General features: G+C 34.5%; 19 protein-coding genes. 7 read left to right on the forward strand and 12 right to left on the reverse strand.

Annotated elements, in window-relative coordinates:
- Nucleotides 1-5: 5 nt before the first annotated feature.
- The 3 genes from efp to AAGD70_RS00985 form a co-directional block, all read right to left on the reverse strand.
- The gene (gene efp, locus AAGD70_RS00975; protein WP_006279719.1) at nucleotides 6-572 is read right to left on the reverse strand and encodes an elongation factor P; all 567 of its coding nucleotides are present in this window, start codon (nucleotides 570-572) and stop codon (nucleotides 6-8) included.
- 62 nt (nucleotides 573-634) lie between these two features.
- Nucleotides 635-1,141, reverse strand: a complete 507-nt coding sequence (gene rimM, locus AAGD70_RS00980; RefSeq protein ID WP_006279718.1) for a ribosome maturation factor RimM — start codon at nucleotides 1,139-1,141, stop codon at nucleotides 635-637.
- Nucleotides 1,142-1,155: 14 nt separating this feature from the next.
- Nucleotides 1,156-2,331 carry an aspartate aminotransferase family protein gene (locus tag AAGD70_RS00985; RefSeq protein WP_065094478.1) on the reverse strand — a complete coding sequence of 392 codons (1,176 nt, stop codon included), beginning with the start codon at nucleotides 2,329-2,331 and terminating at the stop codon, nucleotides 1,156-1,158.
- A gap of 65 nt (nucleotides 2,332-2,396) precedes the next feature.
- On the opposite strand from AAGD70_RS00985, the gene AAGD70_RS00990 reads away from it, so the two are divergent.
- The 3 genes from AAGD70_RS00990 (at nucleotide 2,397) to recF (ending at nucleotide 5,577) form a co-directional block, all read left to right on the forward strand.
- Nucleotides 2,397-3,824, forward strand: coding sequence for a sensor histidine kinase (locus tag AAGD70_RS00990; protein ID WP_065094477.1), 1,428 nt, complete (start codon nucleotides 2,397-2,399; stop codon nucleotides 3,822-3,824).
- Nucleotides 3,825-4,013: 189 nt separating this feature from the next.
- A complete protein-coding gene (bcp, locus tag AAGD70_RS00995; protein WP_065094483.1) occupies nucleotides 4,014-4,481 on the forward strand; it encodes a thioredoxin-dependent thiol peroxidase in 468 nt (155 codons plus the stop codon).
- Nucleotides 4,482-4,497: 16 nt separating this feature from the next.
- On the forward strand, nucleotides 4,498-5,577 hold the full coding sequence (recF, locus tag AAGD70_RS01000) for a DNA replication/repair protein RecF (protein WP_065094476.1): 1,080 nt from the start codon (nucleotides 4,498-4,500) through the stop codon (nucleotides 5,575-5,577).
- 537 nt (nucleotides 5,578-6,114) lie between these two features.
- On the opposite strand, the gene AAGD70_RS01005 is transcribed toward recF, so the two are convergent.
- Nucleotides 6,115-6,243: a hypothetical protein gene (locus AAGD70_RS01005; RefSeq protein ID WP_255356231.1), complete on the reverse strand. Its 129-nt coding sequence runs from the start codon at nucleotides 6,241-6,243 to the stop codon at nucleotides 6,115-6,117.
- 142 nt (nucleotides 6,244-6,385) lie between these two features.
- Complete coding sequence (locus AAGD70_RS01010) at nucleotides 6,386-6,706, reverse strand: TrbC/VirB2 family protein (RefSeq protein WP_015589492.1); 321 nt, start codon at nucleotides 6,704-6,706, stop codon at nucleotides 6,386-6,388.
- A 134-nt stretch (nucleotides 6,707-6,840) separates the two neighbouring features.
- Between AAGD70_RS01010 and AAGD70_RS01015 the strand changes: the two genes are divergently transcribed.
- Together AAGD70_RS01015 and AAGD70_RS01020 are read left to right on the forward strand one after the other, a co-directional pair.
- Complete coding sequence (locus tag AAGD70_RS01015) at nucleotides 6,841-7,656, forward strand: YihY/virulence factor BrkB family protein (RefSeq protein ID WP_065094475.1); 816 nt, start codon at nucleotides 6,841-6,843, stop codon at nucleotides 7,654-7,656.
- Nucleotides 7,643-8,398 carry an SDR family oxidoreductase gene (locus AAGD70_RS01020; protein WP_006279711.1) on the forward strand — a complete coding sequence of 252 codons (756 nt, stop codon included), beginning with the start codon at nucleotides 7,643-7,645 and terminating at the stop codon, nucleotides 8,396-8,398. Before AAGD70_RS01015 ends, AAGD70_RS01020 begins: the two co-directional genes overlap by 14 nt.
- 139 nt (nucleotides 8,399-8,537) lie before the next feature.
- Here the strand turns inward: AAGD70_RS01020 and AAGD70_RS01025 are convergent, their stop codons facing one another.
- Nucleotides 8,538-8,678 (reverse strand): hypothetical protein, encoded by a 141-nt coding sequence (locus AAGD70_RS01025; RefSeq protein ID WP_245611005.1) that lies wholly within the window; start codon nucleotides 8,676-8,678, stop codon nucleotides 8,538-8,540.
- A 138-nt stretch (nucleotides 8,679-8,816) separates the two neighbouring features.
- Between AAGD70_RS01025 and carB the strand changes: the two genes are divergently transcribed.
- Both carB and AAGD70_RS01035 read left to right on the forward strand, forming a co-directional pair.
- On the forward strand, nucleotides 8,817-12,251 hold the full coding sequence (gene carB / locus AAGD70_RS01030; protein ID WP_065095294.1) for a carbamoyl-phosphate synthase large subunit: 3,435 nt from the start codon (nucleotides 8,817-8,819) through the stop codon (nucleotides 12,249-12,251).
- A 376-nt stretch (nucleotides 12,252-12,627) separates the two neighbouring features.
- Entirely contained in the window at nucleotides 12,628-13,224 is a 597-nt protein-coding gene (locus AAGD70_RS01035) for an IS110 family transposase (RefSeq protein WP_245611006.1), read from the forward strand.
- A 175-nt stretch (nucleotides 13,225-13,399) separates the two neighbouring features.
- Here the strand turns inward: AAGD70_RS01035 and AAGD70_RS01040 are convergent, their stop codons facing one another.
- The 6 genes from AAGD70_RS01040 to mnhG form a co-directional block, all read right to left on the reverse strand.
- A complete protein-coding gene (locus AAGD70_RS01040) occupies nucleotides 13,400-14,380 on the reverse strand; it encodes an SGNH/GDSL hydrolase family protein (protein ID WP_065094473.1) in 981 nt (326 codons plus the stop codon).
- Nucleotides 14,381-14,520: 140 nt separating this feature from the next.
- Nucleotides 14,521-16,434: an RNA polymerase sigma factor RpoD gene (rpoD, locus tag AAGD70_RS01045; protein WP_065095295.1), complete on the reverse strand. Its 1,914-nt coding sequence runs from the start codon at nucleotides 16,432-16,434 to the stop codon at nucleotides 14,521-14,523.
- A gap of 138 nt (nucleotides 16,435-16,572) precedes the next feature.
- Complete coding sequence (locus AAGD70_RS01050; protein WP_006279706.1) at nucleotides 16,573-16,884, reverse strand: cation:proton antiporter subunit C; 312 nt, start codon at nucleotides 16,882-16,884, stop codon at nucleotides 16,573-16,575.
- Complete coding sequence (locus AAGD70_RS01055; protein WP_006279705.1) at nucleotides 16,881-17,300, reverse strand: Na(+)/H(+) antiporter subunit B; 420 nt, start codon at nucleotides 17,298-17,300, stop codon at nucleotides 16,881-16,883. Before AAGD70_RS01055 ends, AAGD70_RS01050 begins: the two co-directional genes overlap by 4 nt.
- Nucleotides 17,293-17,820: a DUF4040 domain-containing protein gene (locus AAGD70_RS01060; protein ID WP_065094471.1), complete on the reverse strand. Its 528-nt coding sequence runs from the start codon at nucleotides 17,818-17,820 to the stop codon at nucleotides 17,293-17,295. Before AAGD70_RS01060 ends, AAGD70_RS01055 begins: the two co-directional genes overlap by 8 nt.
- 1 nt (nucleotide 17,821) lies before the next feature.
- The gene (mnhG, locus tag AAGD70_RS01065; RefSeq protein ID WP_006279703.1) at nucleotides 17,822-18,109 is read right to left on the reverse strand and encodes a monovalent cation/H(+) antiporter subunit G; all 288 of its coding nucleotides are present in this window, start codon (nucleotides 18,107-18,109) and stop codon (nucleotides 17,822-17,824) included.

Raw genomic sequence — 18,109 nt, forward strand, 5'->3', positions numbered from 1 at the left:
TCCTTTTACTCTTTCACTCTTTCATAATAGCTGTCACCTGGAGTATATACTACAATTTTATCCTCTTCTTTTATAAATTGAGGCACGTTAACGCGCATTCCGTTTTCCAAAATTGCAGGCTTATAAGAAGCAGTAGCAGTTTGTCCTTTAATAACAGACTCTGTTTCTTTCACAGCAAGTGTAACATAATCAGGCACATGCGCAGAAATTATTTTGTCTTGATAAGCTACAACTTTAATTTTCATGTTATCCTGTAAATAAATTTTTTTTTCTCCCAATAAGTCCAAATTTATAGTGATTTGCTCGTAATTACTTGGATGCATAAGATTTACAATGTTTCCTTCAGTGAAAAGGTAAACATATTCCTCTTCATCTAAAATTGCCCTTCTGATTGTTGCATCAGAACGAAATCTTTCATAGTGTTTTGCTCCGGTCTTGATATTTTTCATTTCAGCTTGTATGTATGCACCACCTTTACCAGGTTGAGTATGCATAATACCTACAACCAAAAATAATCCGCCGTTATGTTCCAACACCTGACCTGGTCTAATATCGTTAGCTCTTTCTGCCATAATTACATTTTCAGTTTGATCTTACAATTATAAATAGCTTTATATAAATATCAAAGTCTTTATTAGTCAATAAATTCTGGTATATTTAATACTATATACCTCCCCTTTATATTTATATGTGGAAATATCTCTTTAGTGAAAGACAGCATAATACGTTTTTTTGTGCTGATAACTAAAATTTCTAATATATCCCCTGAGCCGAAATTATACACAGATTTTACATAGCCATATAATTCATTACTTTTCAGCCTTACTTCCATATCTACAAGGTCACTTTGGTAAAATTCATCCTCATCATTTAGCTCTGGTAACTTGCTTCTTTCTATATATAGCTTCTTATTCCTTAAAAGCTCTGCTTCATTACGGGAATTTACTCCGCTTATTGTAGCTATTACTAAATTATCACCTATGACGGATACTGAGTCTATTTTATAATTCTCATCACCACTTATTAGCTTACCATATAAGGAGATATTTTCAGGCTTTTCAGTAAAGGTTTTTACTTTAACAGCTCCTTTAATTCCGTGAGGAGAGGTAATAATTCCTAAGCATACCAGATTGTCGTTCATATTAATGCAAGTATCTAATCAGAAGATTTCTCAGATAAATATTGAGTCAAAATCTCGATGCCTTCATCAATCTCTTTTTCGGTGATAATGAGTGGAGGTAAAATTCTCACAACGTTATCTGATGTTACCCCAACAGTAAGCAAGCCGCGATGACTTAACTCTTCTGCAAACTTTTGATTGTCTGCTTTCACTTTTATTCCAAGCATTAACCCTTTCCCTCTTACTTCCTCTATTATTGGAAATTTACTTGCTAAGTCTTCTAGTTTATTTTTTAAGTATTTACCTCTAATTTCAACATTTTTTAAAAAGCCGGGGCTGAGCAATTCTTCGAGCACAGCATTACCTACTGAGGTTGCAAGCGGATTGCCACCAAAAGTGGAACCGTGCATACCAACTGCCATATATTTAGCAGCCTTTTCAGTTGCAAGACAAGCCCCCAGCGGAAACCCCCCGCCTATTCCCTTTGCAAGAGCACATATATCAGGTTCCACTCCTATATGTTCGTATGCGAATAATTTTCCTGTCCTACCAGCACCGCATTGTACGCAATCAAAAAATAACAATATGTCATTTTCATCACACAGCCTTCTTAGTTCTTTCATAAAGACTTCATTCATTACTTTGATACCACCTTGCCCTTGTATTGGTTCTATTAATATAACGCCTATACCACTTGAAATTGCTTTCTTTACGCTCTCAATATTGGGCTCGATGTTATCACACCAATCAATGTAGGGATTTAGTAATTCAGAAAATTTCTGTTTATCGTTTGTAGCACAAGTTAAAAAGGTTCTTCCATGAAATGCACCATGAAATGTTAAAATTCTGTGACGATTTTTATTGCCTTTTCCATTTTGATAGATCCTAGCAATCTTAAGTCCACATTCTACTGCCTCTGATCCAGAATTTGAGAAAAATACAGTGTCAGCGAAACTATTGTTTATTAATTTTTCTGCAAAATTATTGGCAGCAGGTATATTATAGGTATTTGATATATGCCATAATTTTTCTCCTTGCAATTTAAGAGCACTAATTAATCGCGAATTAGTGTGACCTAAGCTACTAACGGCTATTCCGGAGTGAAAATCTACGTAGCGCTCACCATCAACATCATATAGGTAGATACCTTTGCCATGAGAAAAATTTATATTAACAGGAGAATAAACTGGCAAAATAGGAGAAATTGTCATAAAATATTATATGCTAAATTTTATTATTAATAACATAAAAACCGTTGTTTCACAATAAGAAGGATATGTATAAGCTAGGTAAATTGATGTTTTCTGCGTTGAAGAAAAACAAATACACAAAAGTTATTGTATTACTCTCATCGATCTTTATGATTTTATTCAGTGTGATATATTGTAATCATTTACTAAGGAGTAATTTCCTTTCTTCTTACCGTGATTCAAGTGTAAACTTAAAAAGCGTACTGGAAAATGGCATAATAAAAAAATACCATTATTTACTAATAGAAAAGCATCACATTAAATACAAAAATTTTGACTACATAAACCAACTAGTAAAACTACGTGCTGAATTATTACAATCAGTGAGCAAAGTAAAGGATTTCAGCTTAATACTGTATGATCAAAACGGCAGAATAATATTCAGTAATTTTAACACTCAAGATTATGATTATGAACAGTTACTTACAAACGATGAAATTGATAAACTATTAAGTAACCAAGAAATATTTTATACTACAGGAAATACATCAACTTCTATTTTCCCTATATTCCATGAAAATAGCGTTAAACCGTCGTTTTTTTTGAAGATTCTTCGAAACTACAATAATTCTTATGTTATAGCATATGGCCTGTTTTTAACATTTTTGGGCCTATTATTAATAATCTTAATATTAATAATGTTCTATTTGCACTTTTCTAATACCCAAATGCTAGCCAAGCAACATAAAACTAACATTGAATTACAGCAGATAAAAGAGACATTAGAGCAAGAAAATGCAAACAAGCTAAAGTTTTTTGCAAGCGTTACACATGAATTACGCACACCTCTTAATGCTATTATTGGATTTGCGGAGTTGATCAAAAATAAAACTTTAGGTTCAATGGATAATTCTCAATACAAGGAGTATGCAGACGATATATATAATGCAGGAACACACTTACTTACCTTAATTAATGATGTGCTCGATTTTTCTAAAGCTGAATCAAGTAGTTTAACAGTAGAAAAAGTGAAGTTTAACCTGAACAAAATAATGGATTCATGCGTAAATATGCTATTACCTAAATTAAAAGAAGCCGGGATTAATTTAAAAAAAGAGATGACTAATAAACAATTATTAGTCATTGCAGATCCCAAGAGAATGAAACAAGTTATAATAAATTTATTATCAAACTCAATCAAGTTTACTCCCAAAGATGGTTTAATAAGAATGGTGATAAAAGAAAATATAGAAAAAAACTTATTAACTATTGAGTTTCATGACAATGGAATAGGAATAATGCAGCAGGACATATATAAAGTTATGTCTGTTTTTGGCCAAGCAGATTCGGGGTATAGAAACGAAGGTACGGGCATCGGATTACCGCTAAGCAAGAAATTAGTAGAGTTAATGGGTGGAACTTTTGACATTAAAAGTGAAGCGAAACTTGGTACTACGATAACATTGAACTTCTTTTATGAAGAACAAACATGTGAAGATTCGATTGATTTTTAATAGGATCTATTTGATATGGCCTTACATCAGACGAAAACCACACTTTATCAAAAGCGGCAAGCCGAGAAGGTAGGCAGAAATTCATCAATAAGCCCCCATCAAGAATCTTATCTGTTAGCTATATATAAAATTTGATACTCTGACTACAATATACTACTATAGATGGAAGTGTTATTAATGGAGCAAGGTATGGAATTAGCAGTAGGAAATAATGCACCCGATTTTAGCTTGCCAGCAGATTCTGGTGAAAATTTATCACTGAGTGAATTTTTTGATAAAAAAAATGTAGTTCTTTATTTTTATCCTAAAGACGATACTCCGGGTTGTACAATGGAGGCAAAAGGCTTTAGAGATAAAATAGATGATTTTTCTTTCCTTGACACAGTGATAATTGGTGTATCAAAAGATAGTGTTAGATGTCACACTAACTTCAAAGCAAAATATTCTCTGCCGTTTTCTTTAGTTTCTGATGAGAATGCTGAAATGTTGGGAAAATATGGTGTTTGGGTAGAGAAAAGTATGTTTGGCAAAAAGTATATGGGAATAGAACGCACTACTTTTTTAATAGATAAAAAAGGTAAAATAGTGAAGATCTGGAAAAATGTAAAAGTTAGTGGACATGTTGATGAGGTTCTGGAAGAAGTAAAGAGAATATAAACTAAAGAATAGGTTAATGGCTACCCATTGCTACATAAAAAAGCTGAAATTACATAATTTTCGTAGCCACTCAAACTTTGAACTGGATTCAGATGATAGCTCAGTTGTAATAACTGGCAAAAACGGTATTGGTAAAACTAATATACTTGAAGCAATCTCGTTGCTTGCTAAAAGCAATGGAATGAAAAAAGCAAAAGCCAGTGAGATACAAAATAGATTCAGTAATGAAGATTGGGTAGTGCACTATGATTTTTTTAATGGGATGGATTTTAATTCAATTGGTATCGCAAAGAGTTTTGATAAGAAACTAATACAAATTGATGGAAAAACGCAATTGAGTTATTCATCTTTGTATAAGATATCCAATGTAATATGGCTGATTCCACAAATGGACTATGTTCTTCTTAATTCTCCAAGTGACAGATTAAAATTTTTAGACCGTATAGTCTCACTGTTTGAGGAAAATTACACTTGCTGCTACATGAAACACAGAAAAGCTAAACGTGAGCGAAGTAAACTGTTGAGAGAGAACACCTTGGACGAAAATTGGCTCTCTAGTCTTGAAAACATAATGGCCGTTAATGCAGTTAGTATTTTACGTATGCGATCGTCTGTTTTAAAGACACTACAAGACACAATTGATAACCATTCCAGTGAGTTTTTTCCGAAGGCAAGTTTGAAATTCAGCAGCCAGCTAACTTTGGACGATACTGCAGAATATTTTCAGAATCGTCTAAAGGAAAACAGAGAAAAAGATTCATTGACTGGTAGAGTAACCTTTGGTGTGCATAACGATAATTTTCGGGTTTTTTGTCAAAAAAGAAACGTACCAATAAATCTGTGCTCCACTGGAGAACAAAAGTTATTACTGCTTTCTATTATTTTATCCAGTGTAAAAGCAAGGTGTATTCATTACAATAAGGCACCACTTCTTCTACTTGATGATATAATGTCTCATCTGGATAAACATTACAGAAAGGCGTTAATGGAGGAAGTGTTAAGTATTCAATGTCAAACTTGGATAACTGATGTAAATCAAGATAATTTCAATAGCTATCTTTATTCTTTCAAGTTTTTTGAATTATCAAATGAATAGTACCTCTTTCAAAGCTCATACAGGCAACTCCCAATTGTAAATTCCGGCAATTAAACCTCAAACCAAAACATTTCTGTTTTTTTTACTTTAAATTAAATGCAAAAGTTACTTTACAAACTTCGCCAGTCCCCTTATCATGAAACTGAAGCTATTTATTTATCTTCGCAATCTCTGCAGTGGATTAATGACAAAAAACTTAATGTATTTGGCGTAAATCATGCTTAATTTTTGCACTATGTGCACCTCATGTCTTTATAAAACTTCTAGGTTTCTAGCTATATAAGCTGAAACGCGCTTACAAAGCGTTTAAGACAGCAAAAAACGTCAAATTGACAAGGGAGAATTTGAATGCTAGCCACCCTAGGGTTTCTTTGCCTTTTTTTCGCTCAGTAAATTTCTTAATGTTTATAATTTAGATTAGTTGCGGCTTAAAAGCAGCTGAATCGCGGTTATTAAGCGTTTAGAATAAAAAAACGCCATACTTGAAAGTATAATGTAAGTAATTAGCCAACCACGGGGCTTCTTTTGCCTTTTTTTTCATTTGGTAAATTTCTTAATATTCATAGCTAAACGACAACCGTTATTCCGCTGCTTGTTAGCTGATGAGATACCGCGAATGAATCGCGGTATGACGGTATGCGGCGGCATGACGATAAGCCTTGTCATTCCAGCGCGTGACGCTGGAATCTAAACTTTAACTGATATGATTACAGAAAGAGAATTTATTAGGTATTCATAGACACTGAAAGTGGTCAGCTTGACCACTTTCAAGTAAAGAAAACTACGTTTGTGCCTCCAATAATTTCTATTACTTATCCGCTACTGCACCGTCTTTACAAATCACACCTCCTGGTGTTATTTTTGAAACGACTACAGGAGCGCCAAAAAACACAGCAGTGAATGCACCGAGTGCAAAAAGCGCTGGCCACGGCATTCTACCGAATATTGCAAGCAACGCTGCACCAATTATCACTATTGTGATCATTGGTCCACCTATGCCATGAGTATAGCCTATTATCTTGCATATCACTGATGATGTTGTATCATTTTTATCAACAAAAGTATTTGCAGCATTTGCATCAAATGCAAAGGAGAGAATTAAAGCCACAAGTAGAAGAAAATTTTTCATTACGCCTCCGATAATTTCTATTTAATGCTGGATTATCCTTCACTTTGATTAAATTTAAGTAAATGGTGAGGATTTTTTGCTTAAAAGTATCCTTTATTTCATTTAGAATACTTTTCTTGGTTCGTTTATATTACATGCTGCAGAAATTTTACGGTATTGTTTATTGCCTTTACCGCGCTTTGATTGACACAATTCATAACGATGGGGTGGAGCACGCAGGGTATTTATCATTTTTAATTCTGTTATCAATATTTCCTTTTCTCATCGTTTTAATGGCTGTGGCGTCAACATTCGCAAGTTTCTTAGACCAGTATAACATTGGCTGGGTATTTATCATTGATAACATGCCACAGGATATTTTATCATCTTTGATGCCACGCATTAGGGAGATAATATCAGGCCCGCCGCAAAGCTTACTAACTTTAGCAATTGTAGGTGCTGTTTGGACCGCCTCGTCAACAATTGAAGGGCTAAGAACAGTATTGAACAAAGCTTATAAAATTCCGGTTTCGCCGCCTTATATATGGAGAAGGGTACTCAGTATATTACAATTTTTAGTGATCACGCTTATTATAACTCTAACTATAGTGTTCTCTACATTAGTGCCAATGCTAATTGATTTTTCCTATCAGGGACTAAGTTATACTAGGTATTTACTTATTGAATTTGTACTTTTTATGATAGTCTCTTGGCTATATTTTATGTTGCCAAACATAAAACAAAACTTATCAGACGTATTTCCCGGATCTTGTGTAGCTGTTATTCTTTGGACGATTTCTGCTTCAGCTTTTAAGCAATACTTAAAAGCTTCCTTTGACCAACTGGATTTGATATATGGAAGTTTAGGTGGTGTGGTAGTGTCATTACTATTTTTTTATATGCTAAGTTTGATTTTTATATATGGAGCAAAATTCAATTTTCAGCTAAAATATTTCAATGGATCTCGCTAAGGAGAAAGAAATGGGTAAGTTAGAAGGTAAAGTAGCTTTAATCACCGGAGCTTCAGGTGGAATAGGCTCTGCTGTTGCAAAAAGGTTTATAAGAGAAGGTGCATGTGTGATTCTGATTTCAAGATCTCTTGATAATCTCAAGCCACTATATAATGAAATTGAAGAGCTTGAAGAATTTAAAGAAGGCTCTGTGAAACTAATTCAGCTTGATCTTTTAGACTTTGAGAATGTAAAGATACTGACAAACATGATAGAAAGCCTGAAATTATCAGAATCTGGAGCACTTGATATATTAGTTGCGTGTGCTGGAATTTTAGGCAAACTGAACCCCATTCATGACTGTGAGATTGAAGAGCTACAGAACGTAATGAATACAAATTTTACTGCCAATTGGTACTTACTAAAAAACTTAGATCCAATGCTAAAAAAGTCTAATGCTGGAAGAGCGATATTCATGACCTCAGAAGTGACACTTTCTCCTTCCTCTTATCCATATTGGATGCCGTATGCTGCAAGTAAAGTTGCACTAGAAATAATGGTGCAGATATATGCATCTGAGACAAAACATACAAAATTATGTGTAAATGCTGTATACACGGAAGGACCTGTGGGTAGTGAGCAGGCATTTCCTGGATCTGAATTGGTGTCACCTGATAAACTAACAGATAAATTTGTGGAATTAGCTTCTGAAGACTGCAGCATATCAGGAAAAATCTTACCGCTTAGCAAATCTCCCGAATAAATTACACTAGGAAGGGTGTCATGCAAGTAGCTGACACTGGTTTCCATCCAAAAGGGTGTCATCCAAGTAGCCCCTTCGGTGTCATTCCAGTCTGGAATCTAGTCTTTATTATGCAGCCACTTATTTAAAGTTAAGTTTTCTAGATCCCAGTGTCAAGCACTGGGATGACACCTCTGGGCACTGCCGTCATAAAGGAACCAGTGTCAGCTACTTGAATGACATCATTTGCTGTGCAATTTACCTTCAAAAATGAATGTTTGTACAGCTGTGTGTCAAGCACTGGAATCTGCCACGCAAATTGCAATGTTCGTACAGTTATGCGTCAAGCCTAAAAGTAATTAGCTAATAGGTTTAATAAAAATTCACATATACAGGAAAGATTGGTAACATTACTTGAATAGAGACCGTTATTGTAATTATGCCGAAACGCACAGATATAGAATCTATATTAGTAATAGGAGCAGGCCCAATAGTTATAGGTCAGGCATGCGAGTTTGATTATTCTGGAACGCAAAGCTGTAAAGTATTAAAAAGTGAAGGTTATAAAGTCATTTTGGTTAACTCCAACCCCGCAACTATAATGACAGATCCTGAATTCTCTGATGCAACTTATATTGAGCCGGTACTGCCTGAAATCATAGAGAAAATTATAATTAAGGAGAGGCCAGACGCAATATTGCCAACAATGGGCGGGCAAACAGCACTCAATTGCGCAATAAAACTTGCAGATGATGGAGTGTTAGACAAATACAACGTAGAATTAATAGGGGTAAACAGAGAAGCAATAAAAAAAGCAGAGGATAGAGAGTTATTCCGTCAGTCCATGGATAGAATAGGACTGAAATACCCCAAAAGTATCATTATAAAAAATCAAGAACAAATAAAAAAGGCTTTGGATTACGTTGGATTACCAGCAATTATCCGCTCATCATTCACTCTTGGTGGCGCAGGTAGTGGCATAGCATATAATAAAGAGGAGTTTTTCAATATCGCAGAAAGTGCTCTCAAAATTTCGCCAATAAATGAAGTTCAGATAGATGAATCAATTATCGGCTGGAAAGAATATGAAATGGAAGTTATCCGCGATTGTAAAGATAACTGCATAATAGTCTGTTCGATAGAAAATGTTGATCCAATGGGAGTGCACACTGGGGATAGCATAACTGTTGCTCCTGCTTTGACTCTGCGTGACGTAGAATACCAACAGATGAGAAATGCATCTATAGCAGTGCTGAGAGAAATTGATGTTAGTGCCGGTGGTGCAAATGTTCAGTTTGCAGTGAATCCTAAAGAAGATGGAAGCCTTGTTGTAATTGAAATGAATCCAAGGGTTTCTCGCTCTTCTGCACTTGCCTCAAAAGCAACAGGCTATCCTATTGCAAAAGTTGTAACTAAACTTGCTATTGGCTATTCGCTCGATGAAATACGTAACGACTGCGCTCCAATAATACCAGCAGCATTCGAACCAGTGATTGATTATATCGTCACTAAAATTCCTCGATTTGAGTTTGAAAAATTTAAGGGGACGAATTGTGAATTATCAACTTCCATGAAATCAGTGGGAGAGGTAATGTCAATCGGCCGCACTTTTAATGAGTCACTACAGAAAGCTTTCCGTTCACTTGAAACTGATCTTACAGGACTTGATGAAGTATTTCCTGAGAACATTGATATTGATCACGTAAAATCTCAATTAGCAAAATTGCTGCCAAACAGATTACTGATTGCTGCTGACGCAATGCGCCACGGAATTAGCATAGAAGAAATAAATTCGATTACAGGATATGACTTATGGTTTCTGCAAAATATACAGCAAATTATATTAGCTGAACAAAAAATCAAGGAAAATAGCCTTCCTGAAACTGCATATGAAATATTAGAACTAAAAAAGATGGGATTCTCGGATGCAAGGTTGGCAAAGTTAAGTAATAGACCTACCTCTGTCATCCCAGTGCGTGACACTGGGATCCAGCCAGCGTTACACGCTGGAGATCGAGTAAAACAAATCGAAGAAATAAGAAAAAAATTTGGCATTAAACAAGTTTATAAACGCGTAGACACCTGTGCAGCTGAATTTGAATCGAGCACTGCTTATATGTATGGCTGCTATGAGGGTGATGTTGAAAATAAAACGGAATGTGAGGCGAATATTTCTGACCGAGAAAAGGTTGTCATTTTAGGAAGTGGTCCAAATCGCATTGGTCAAGGTATTGAGTTTGATTATGCATGCGTACATGCAGCTTCTGCCGCCAAAGAAATGGGGTATGAAACAATAATGATCAACTGTAATCCCGAAACTGTCTCAACTGACTACGATACCGCTGATCGTTTATATTTTGCACCACTCATTGCAGAGGATGTGCTTGAAATACTAAGTAAAGAGCAAGAAAATGGCACACTGGTTGGTGTAATAGTTCAAATAGGCGGTCAAACACCTTTAAAGTTAGCCAAAGTGCTTAACGAGAGAGGTTTCAAAATTCTGGGAACTTCGTTTGATTCTATTGACCTTGCAGAAGATCGCATGAGGTTTAAAAACCTTGCTTTGCAACTTAATTTAAAACAACCTGAAAATTCTATCTGCCATTCAGTAGAAGAAGCGTTAACCAACGCAGAAAAGGTGGGGTTTCCACTAGTAGTCAGGCCATCATATGTCCTTGGCGGTCAGTCTATGTCGATTAGACACGATACTCAGAGCTTCAAAGAGTATGTCTTGAATCAAACCAAAATTTTTGAACACGGATCGCTGCTTCTTGATAAATTTTTAGTCAATGCAGTTGAGGTTGACGTTGATGCTGTATGTGATGGGGAAAAAGTTTTCATTGCAGCGGTCATGGAGCATATTGAAGAAGCTGGTATCCACTCTGGTGATTCAACATGCTCAATACCGACAAATACATTGAGTGACGAAGTAATAAAAGAGATTAAGCTACAAACTGAAAGAATAGCTCTTGCACTAGAAGTGAAAGGTCTGATAAACATTCAGTTTGCTGTTCAAGAGAATAGACCTCTTGCAGAACCTGTTTGTGATGAGAAATTTTTAGAAAAAATGCAGATGAGCACCACAGAATACTCGAATGTATTTGAGGAGCGCAGACAAGCTTTGACGACAAAATTGCCTTCAGAAATCGAGTTATGCAAGAAGTCTAGTGATGTATACATACTTGAAGTGAATCTAAGGGCTAGTCGCACAGTTCCTTTTATTTCCAAAGTAATTAACATCCCTATTGCAAAACTTGCCACTCAAGTTATTTTGGGTAAAAAATTGAATCAGGAAAACGAGCCTTTCAATCATTTTGCAGTTAAAGCTGCTGTTTTTCCATTCACGCGCTTTTCGGGAATTGATATTCTACTTGGTCCTGAAATGAAATCAACAGGAGAAGTGATGGGAATTGACTCATCTTTCGAAGCTGCACTTGCAAAAGTGCATATGGCTGCGGGATACAAGTTACCAACAGAAGGAGCAGCTCTGGTTTCAGTAAAAGATGATGATAAAGAGTATATATTGCCTGTTGTACGAATGTTGAAAGAACTGAGTTTTGAAATATATGCAACCAAAGGTACAGCTTCTTATCTGAATAATAATGGCATTGCTGCACAAACTGTAAATAAAGTGAGAGAAGGCAGACCCCACATAGTTGATATGCTCAAAGATGGAAAAATAAATCTAGTGATCAATACTTCAAAAGGTGTGAAATCAGTCTCAGATAGCAAAGATATCAGGAGAACTGCTATTTTGCAAAATATAGCTTACAGTACCACAGCTTCTGGGAGTAAAGCGTTAGTGCTTGCAATTCAATATGTAAAGAATAGCAAATTGGAAGTGAAATCATTACAGCAGATACAAAACGTTTAAATATCAAAACTAGAATAATTCACTCTCAAAATGCTAAAGAGAACATAATAAAAAGATGGAAATTTTGAAGGAAATAGTATACCTAAAGAATCAACTAGCGTAATTGAACAGCCAAATGCTACAACGAATACTCCACAATCTTACCTAGAGGACACTTCCCTTATATGTTAAGAACAAGTCTTTATAAATATCAAAGTAGTGATATTAAAGACACACAGAGAAGAGGAACCGTCACGCCCCTTGATTATAAGAATCGTTGTTCAGCAAGGTTCTCTTCTCTGGTTTATTATACTGAAAGTTCCGAACAACTGATTGAGCTTTTAGGCTCGTATATAAGGCTGGAAAATGCAGTATATGTTATTATTACGGAGGAATTATGAATTCATCAAACATTATTGCTGGCATTGATGTTAGCAAAAGTAAATTAGATCTCCACATTCACCCACTTGAGCATTATAAAATATTTGAAAACAATGTACAATCCATTGATGAAATGCTGGACTTTTTACGTTTGCATAATGTAACCAAAGTTGGTCTTGAGGCAACTGATGGATACGAAAAATTATATGCCTATACTTTACTAAGCAATGGTTTTGAGGTGTACGTCATTCAACCTAGATGGGTTAGAGACTATGCTAAAAGCCTTGGTATTACTACAAAAACTGATAAAATAGACTGCAGTATCATTTCACGTTATATCAATAATACAGATATGCGTGTTACTCCTTTAACAGTTGATAATGGTAATATTGATTGCTTGAAACAAAAATTATCTCGTAGAAACCAACTTGTAGAAATAGCAAAAATACAAAAAACCCAAATCCAACAGGTAACTGATACATCTATAATCAAACAAATAGAGGAACTTCTTGCAATTTTACGTAATCAAATTAAAACTTTAGAAGATGAAATGATTACATTTATCGATCAAAACCAAGAGCTTAAAAGAAAATATATATCAATAACTATATAGTAGCGGGATGACGGTTTTTCAAATTGTCAGTAAATCTAAATCAGTTTAGCTATAGGCAGCAATTTTCTGTATTTATTTTAAATTGAAGAAAGCTCAAATGAAAGATCGTGTTTTGCTAAAAATCACAGAATGCAGTCTGGTTACTATTTAAAAGGATATGTTCAAAAAAACTGTGTCAAATCAACTCATACACTTCATTACCAACTTCATGATGAAGTTCCGCAGTTGGATGGAAATAATCAAAAAAGAAATAATCCTTTAGTGTTTCTTTGCTACACCCAGGGTTATAGTGAACGTCAAGTTCCCCTTTAAATATCAACTTTAAGAGTATTTTTATATTTTCTTTAAATCTCCCAACTTGGTCTGCAATGTTCGATGTGCATGCATCTTGACAATTTAAACCTTTGCTCTTGTATTCGCTAAATATACTTCTCATTTTAGAGTTAAGATCAAATGCTTTTATTTCAAGATTTGTACTTTTCTTCATATAATCTAAGCCTTTAGCCAGTTTTGCATTGAAACTCCCCGTGAGCTTTGTAGCTAGTTCCCTTGCTTCTTCATCTCTATTAAAAGCTGGTATTAAGCCAACTTCAGGTGCGTTTGCAACAACTACATGCTTAACACCATGTTCATTTAGAACCTTAAGTGCATTACATATTTCACTCACTGCTTGTTCCAACACTTCTTCCGCTTTAGTATCGTCATAAGCAGTGGCAACCATAACATCATTTCCGCCGATTATGATGCAAAATAAATCTTCTTTACCTATATCTGGATGATGTTTAATTACCGCATCTAGCTGGTTAGCTAAACGAAATTTATTGAAGAAATAAGAAAAAATAGGGTCAAAAATTTCAGATGCTGTTGCATATGAAACTGCGTAATTCTGACCTTGCTGTTCGTGGCATCTCCCAAAAAATGAATAACTCCACCCAGGTTTAAATTCATCTAAATCTAAATATTTTGCTATATATTCAACAGCAGTAGGGCCATTGCTAAAAGATCCTCCTTGATAAAAAGGGTCATCAAACTTTACGCTTTTTGCAAAGGATAAGTTATTTAAAATTCCAATGATTGCGCCATTATCGGATAAACTATCACCCAGAACATAAAAATTTCTATACTTTGAATTAGAATTGTCATTTTTGTTTGTCATAATATTTACCGTAGATTAGCATGTTGTTTCATTAGATCCATAAAAAAAGAAAAATAGCGGTGAAATTATACAACTTTGGCCTAACTTGCTCTCCATTTTTTCCGGGCAAAATCAGCTTCTTCTTAACTTGACACGTATACTTAAAAGAACCCTCTAAGTTTTCTAGCGCGGCTTGGATGTTTCAACTTGCGCAGTGCTTTTGCCTCTATTTGCCTAATTCTCTCACGTGTTACATTAAAAATTTTTCCTACTTCTTCTAAGGTATGTTCCTTCCCATCTTTACCAAGGCCAAAACGCATTCTTAGAATTCTTTCTTCCTTTGGTGTTAAAGTTGCAAGAACATTGGTTGTAATGCCACGCAAATCAGCAAGTATTGCAGCATCCTCTGGTCTGGAGACTCGCTTATCTTCTATACAATCACCGAAGGTACTACTATCATCTTTTCCTGTTGGAGCTTCAAGACTTACTGGATCCCTTGCTATTTTCATAACTTTGCGTATTCTTTCCAGTGGCATTGTCAGTTCTACACTCAATTCCTCTAACGTCGGCTCTCTTCCCATCTCATGAGTCATCTTTCTTAATGCTCTGTTGATTTTACTGATAATTTCCACCATATGAACTGGTATTCTAACTACTTTAGACTGCTCAGGTATTGCCCTAGTGATTGATTGTCTTACCCACCAAGTGCCATAAGTTGAAAATTTATATCCACGTTTGTAATCAAACTTATCCACGGCCTTCATAAGACCAATATTGCCTTCTTGTATCAAATCAAGCAGATCAAGGCCTCTTTTTGAATACTTCTTAGCAATGGAAACTACTAGCCTTAAGTTAGCCTTAATCATCTCTTGCTTTGCTTCAGAGACTTCTCGTTCGTGTTTTTGTATTCTCCTGATTAGCTCCTTAAATTCTTGTACGTTATCTTCCTGTATATGCTGCTTAATACCGTTCAAGGTACTAGCTATATGTTCAGAGTTATCGTCTATAAACCTTAAAAATTTGTTTTTTAATTCACCTGTAAAAGAGGACTGATTTTCATTGATCTTTAAAAGACTTATCTCTTTCAACTCGTGCTTTAAAAGCACGTCATCATAAACTTTATAGAAACTTTCTCTATCGATATTGTATTTTCTAGCCTCAGCAATAAGATTAGCCTCTTCAAGCGTGACGGATCTATTTATCTTATAAAGTTCTTGTGTAATTCTGGCAACAGCAGCATCACTTAACTTAATTTGTAATGCTATAGACCATATTTGATTATACAAATTTTCTAGCTCATTAGAGAAATTTTTAGAATTTTTTCTTAATATCAACGCTTCATTTGTTAAAGTAATTACCTCATCCAATGCAACTATGACCTTTGGCAATAAGTCACTTTCCATTTCAAGAATAGAAACATTTAAATTGACTGAACTTATATCTTCATTATTACCGTCTTTCTCATCATCACTTTTTTTACTATCTTTCTCATCATCACTACAGTACTCAACATCTTCAGCACTTTCTTCACTTTCTTCTTTGGGTACCACATTAAAATCAGAGTTATAAATTGCATCCAGATCTATAATTTCTCTCAGTAAGAGAGCTCCATTACTTAAATCATCATGCCATACTTTTATCACCTTTAATGTTACTGATGTTTCAATTATTGCACGTAACATGTTATGCTTTTCAGATTCAATTTTTTTTGCTATCTCGATTTCATCTGCCCTTGATAAAAGCTTTACGGAGCTCATGTCTTGTAAATAAATCCTCACTGGATCATCATTTTGTACTAAAGTTGCAGTAACATTTGGCGATGTGTCATCATCATCAAGTTTACTATCATCACTGTTGGAAGGAATATCTTCTTCATCTTCGCTACTTTCAAGCACATTAATTCCGGAATCCTGCAATAAAGATATAGCATCATCTATAAAGTCAGACGAAAAATTTTCATCTGATAATTTATCATTTATATCATCAAAGGTGATAAAACCACCCTTTTTTATACTCTTAGTTACCAGATCTTTGATAATTTTTTTCTTATCTTCTGCATCATTAATAGTTGACATCATTACCTTTATAGTTTATAATTTTATTTCTTATTAACAAACAAACTTACAACGAGCAAGTCTATAATTTTACTTTTAACTTGTGGCTATTTGTTACTTCATATAGTTTAAGATACTGTTAATTTATGTACACTTGTCTTAATCAATTGTTCCATACTTTTCTTCCATTTTTACTGCTATGGATAATCCAACTGAAAATGTTGCAATTCCAACCACTATAGCAGTAAGCATTAAAACATGGGGTATAGGATTGCTATATGAATAAAAATTTGAAACCAATATAGGAGGCAAGGAACTTTTTATATATCCTAGAGATATGTAAAATAACAAAACAGATGCTTGGAAGACGCTTACCCCTATCATTTTCTTGATTAAATTTTTATCGTTTATAATAATATATAAACCTAGCACCATTAATACAATAATAATCGTATAATTATATAAAGTCATTGTTTTTTCCTACGAGCAAAATTTATATATATAATTAACATAGAGGAGCAGACAGTAAATGCTACACCTAATTCCACCAAAAAAATACCTAATTTTTGACCGGTTCTATTATTGGTTAACAAGATATCATAAGATAAAAAATTTTGGCCAAGTAAAGTTGTTGCAACGCCCGTTCCTCCATAAATTAAAATACCTAACACGTTAGTCAATCTAATTACAGAATAAGGTATTGCTTTTAGAGTTGTAGATACACCAAATAGCATTGAATATAATATTATCCCGGAGGCAATAATTATTCCTGCTTGAAAACCTCCACCCGGAGTGTAATCACCGTGAAATTGTATGTATAAACCAAATAAAATGATAAAAGGTATCATCAAAAATGTTACTGCATTTAATATCGGATCTTTAATCATTTTCTTTTTCTTCTTTTAATATCAACGTTATACAAAGCGCAGCAGTAAAAACTACTATAGTTTCTCCAAACGTGTCATAACCACGAAAGCTTGCCAAAATAGCTGTCACTATATTAGGAATACCGGTAGCTTTTTCGGTATTTTCCACATAATAAGGAGCAACATGCAAGTGGATCGGAGCATTGTGGCTGCCAAAATCTGGCAATTGAATCATAAAATATGACAAACATACAGCCAGAAATAACATAAAAAAAAGCGTTATAGGGTTATGAGATAGATTTACTTTATGATTCTTTATCAAGGAGAGTGCTGCAAACGTAAAAACTGTACTGAGCCCCGCACCAACAGAAGCTTCAGTAATTGCAACATCAGGTGCATTCATAATTAAGTATATAAGCGCAATCAGTGAACTAAATACACACATTAGAACAGCACTTACGACTAAATGTCGCGAGAAAACTATAAAAACCGTAACTGTTAGTAACAACAAAAATAACACTACATTTAATATTTCTAACACCTTAGCCTTCTTTAACAGTTTTTTTCTTAACTTTATAATGAGTGCGCGCTAAAATATAGCTATTAGTTGAGTTAGCTACCCATATTATAAAAATTAATAATACTATTTTAACAGTATTGATTGAAAATCCATTCTGCAAAGCAAAACCAATTAACAATAACGTTGCACCGCTAGAATCTGTAATACCTGCTGCATGTAACCTAGTATAGAAATCAGGAAATCTGATCACCCCTATATTTGAAATAATTATCAAACAAATACCTAAAAATATGAAAATGGATCCTATCAT

The organism is Wolbachia endosymbiont (group A) of Nomada flava, assembly GCF_964027055.1.
GTDB classification, from domain to species: Bacteria; Pseudomonadota; Alphaproteobacteria; order Rickettsiales; family Anaplasmataceae; genus Wolbachia; species Wolbachia pipientis.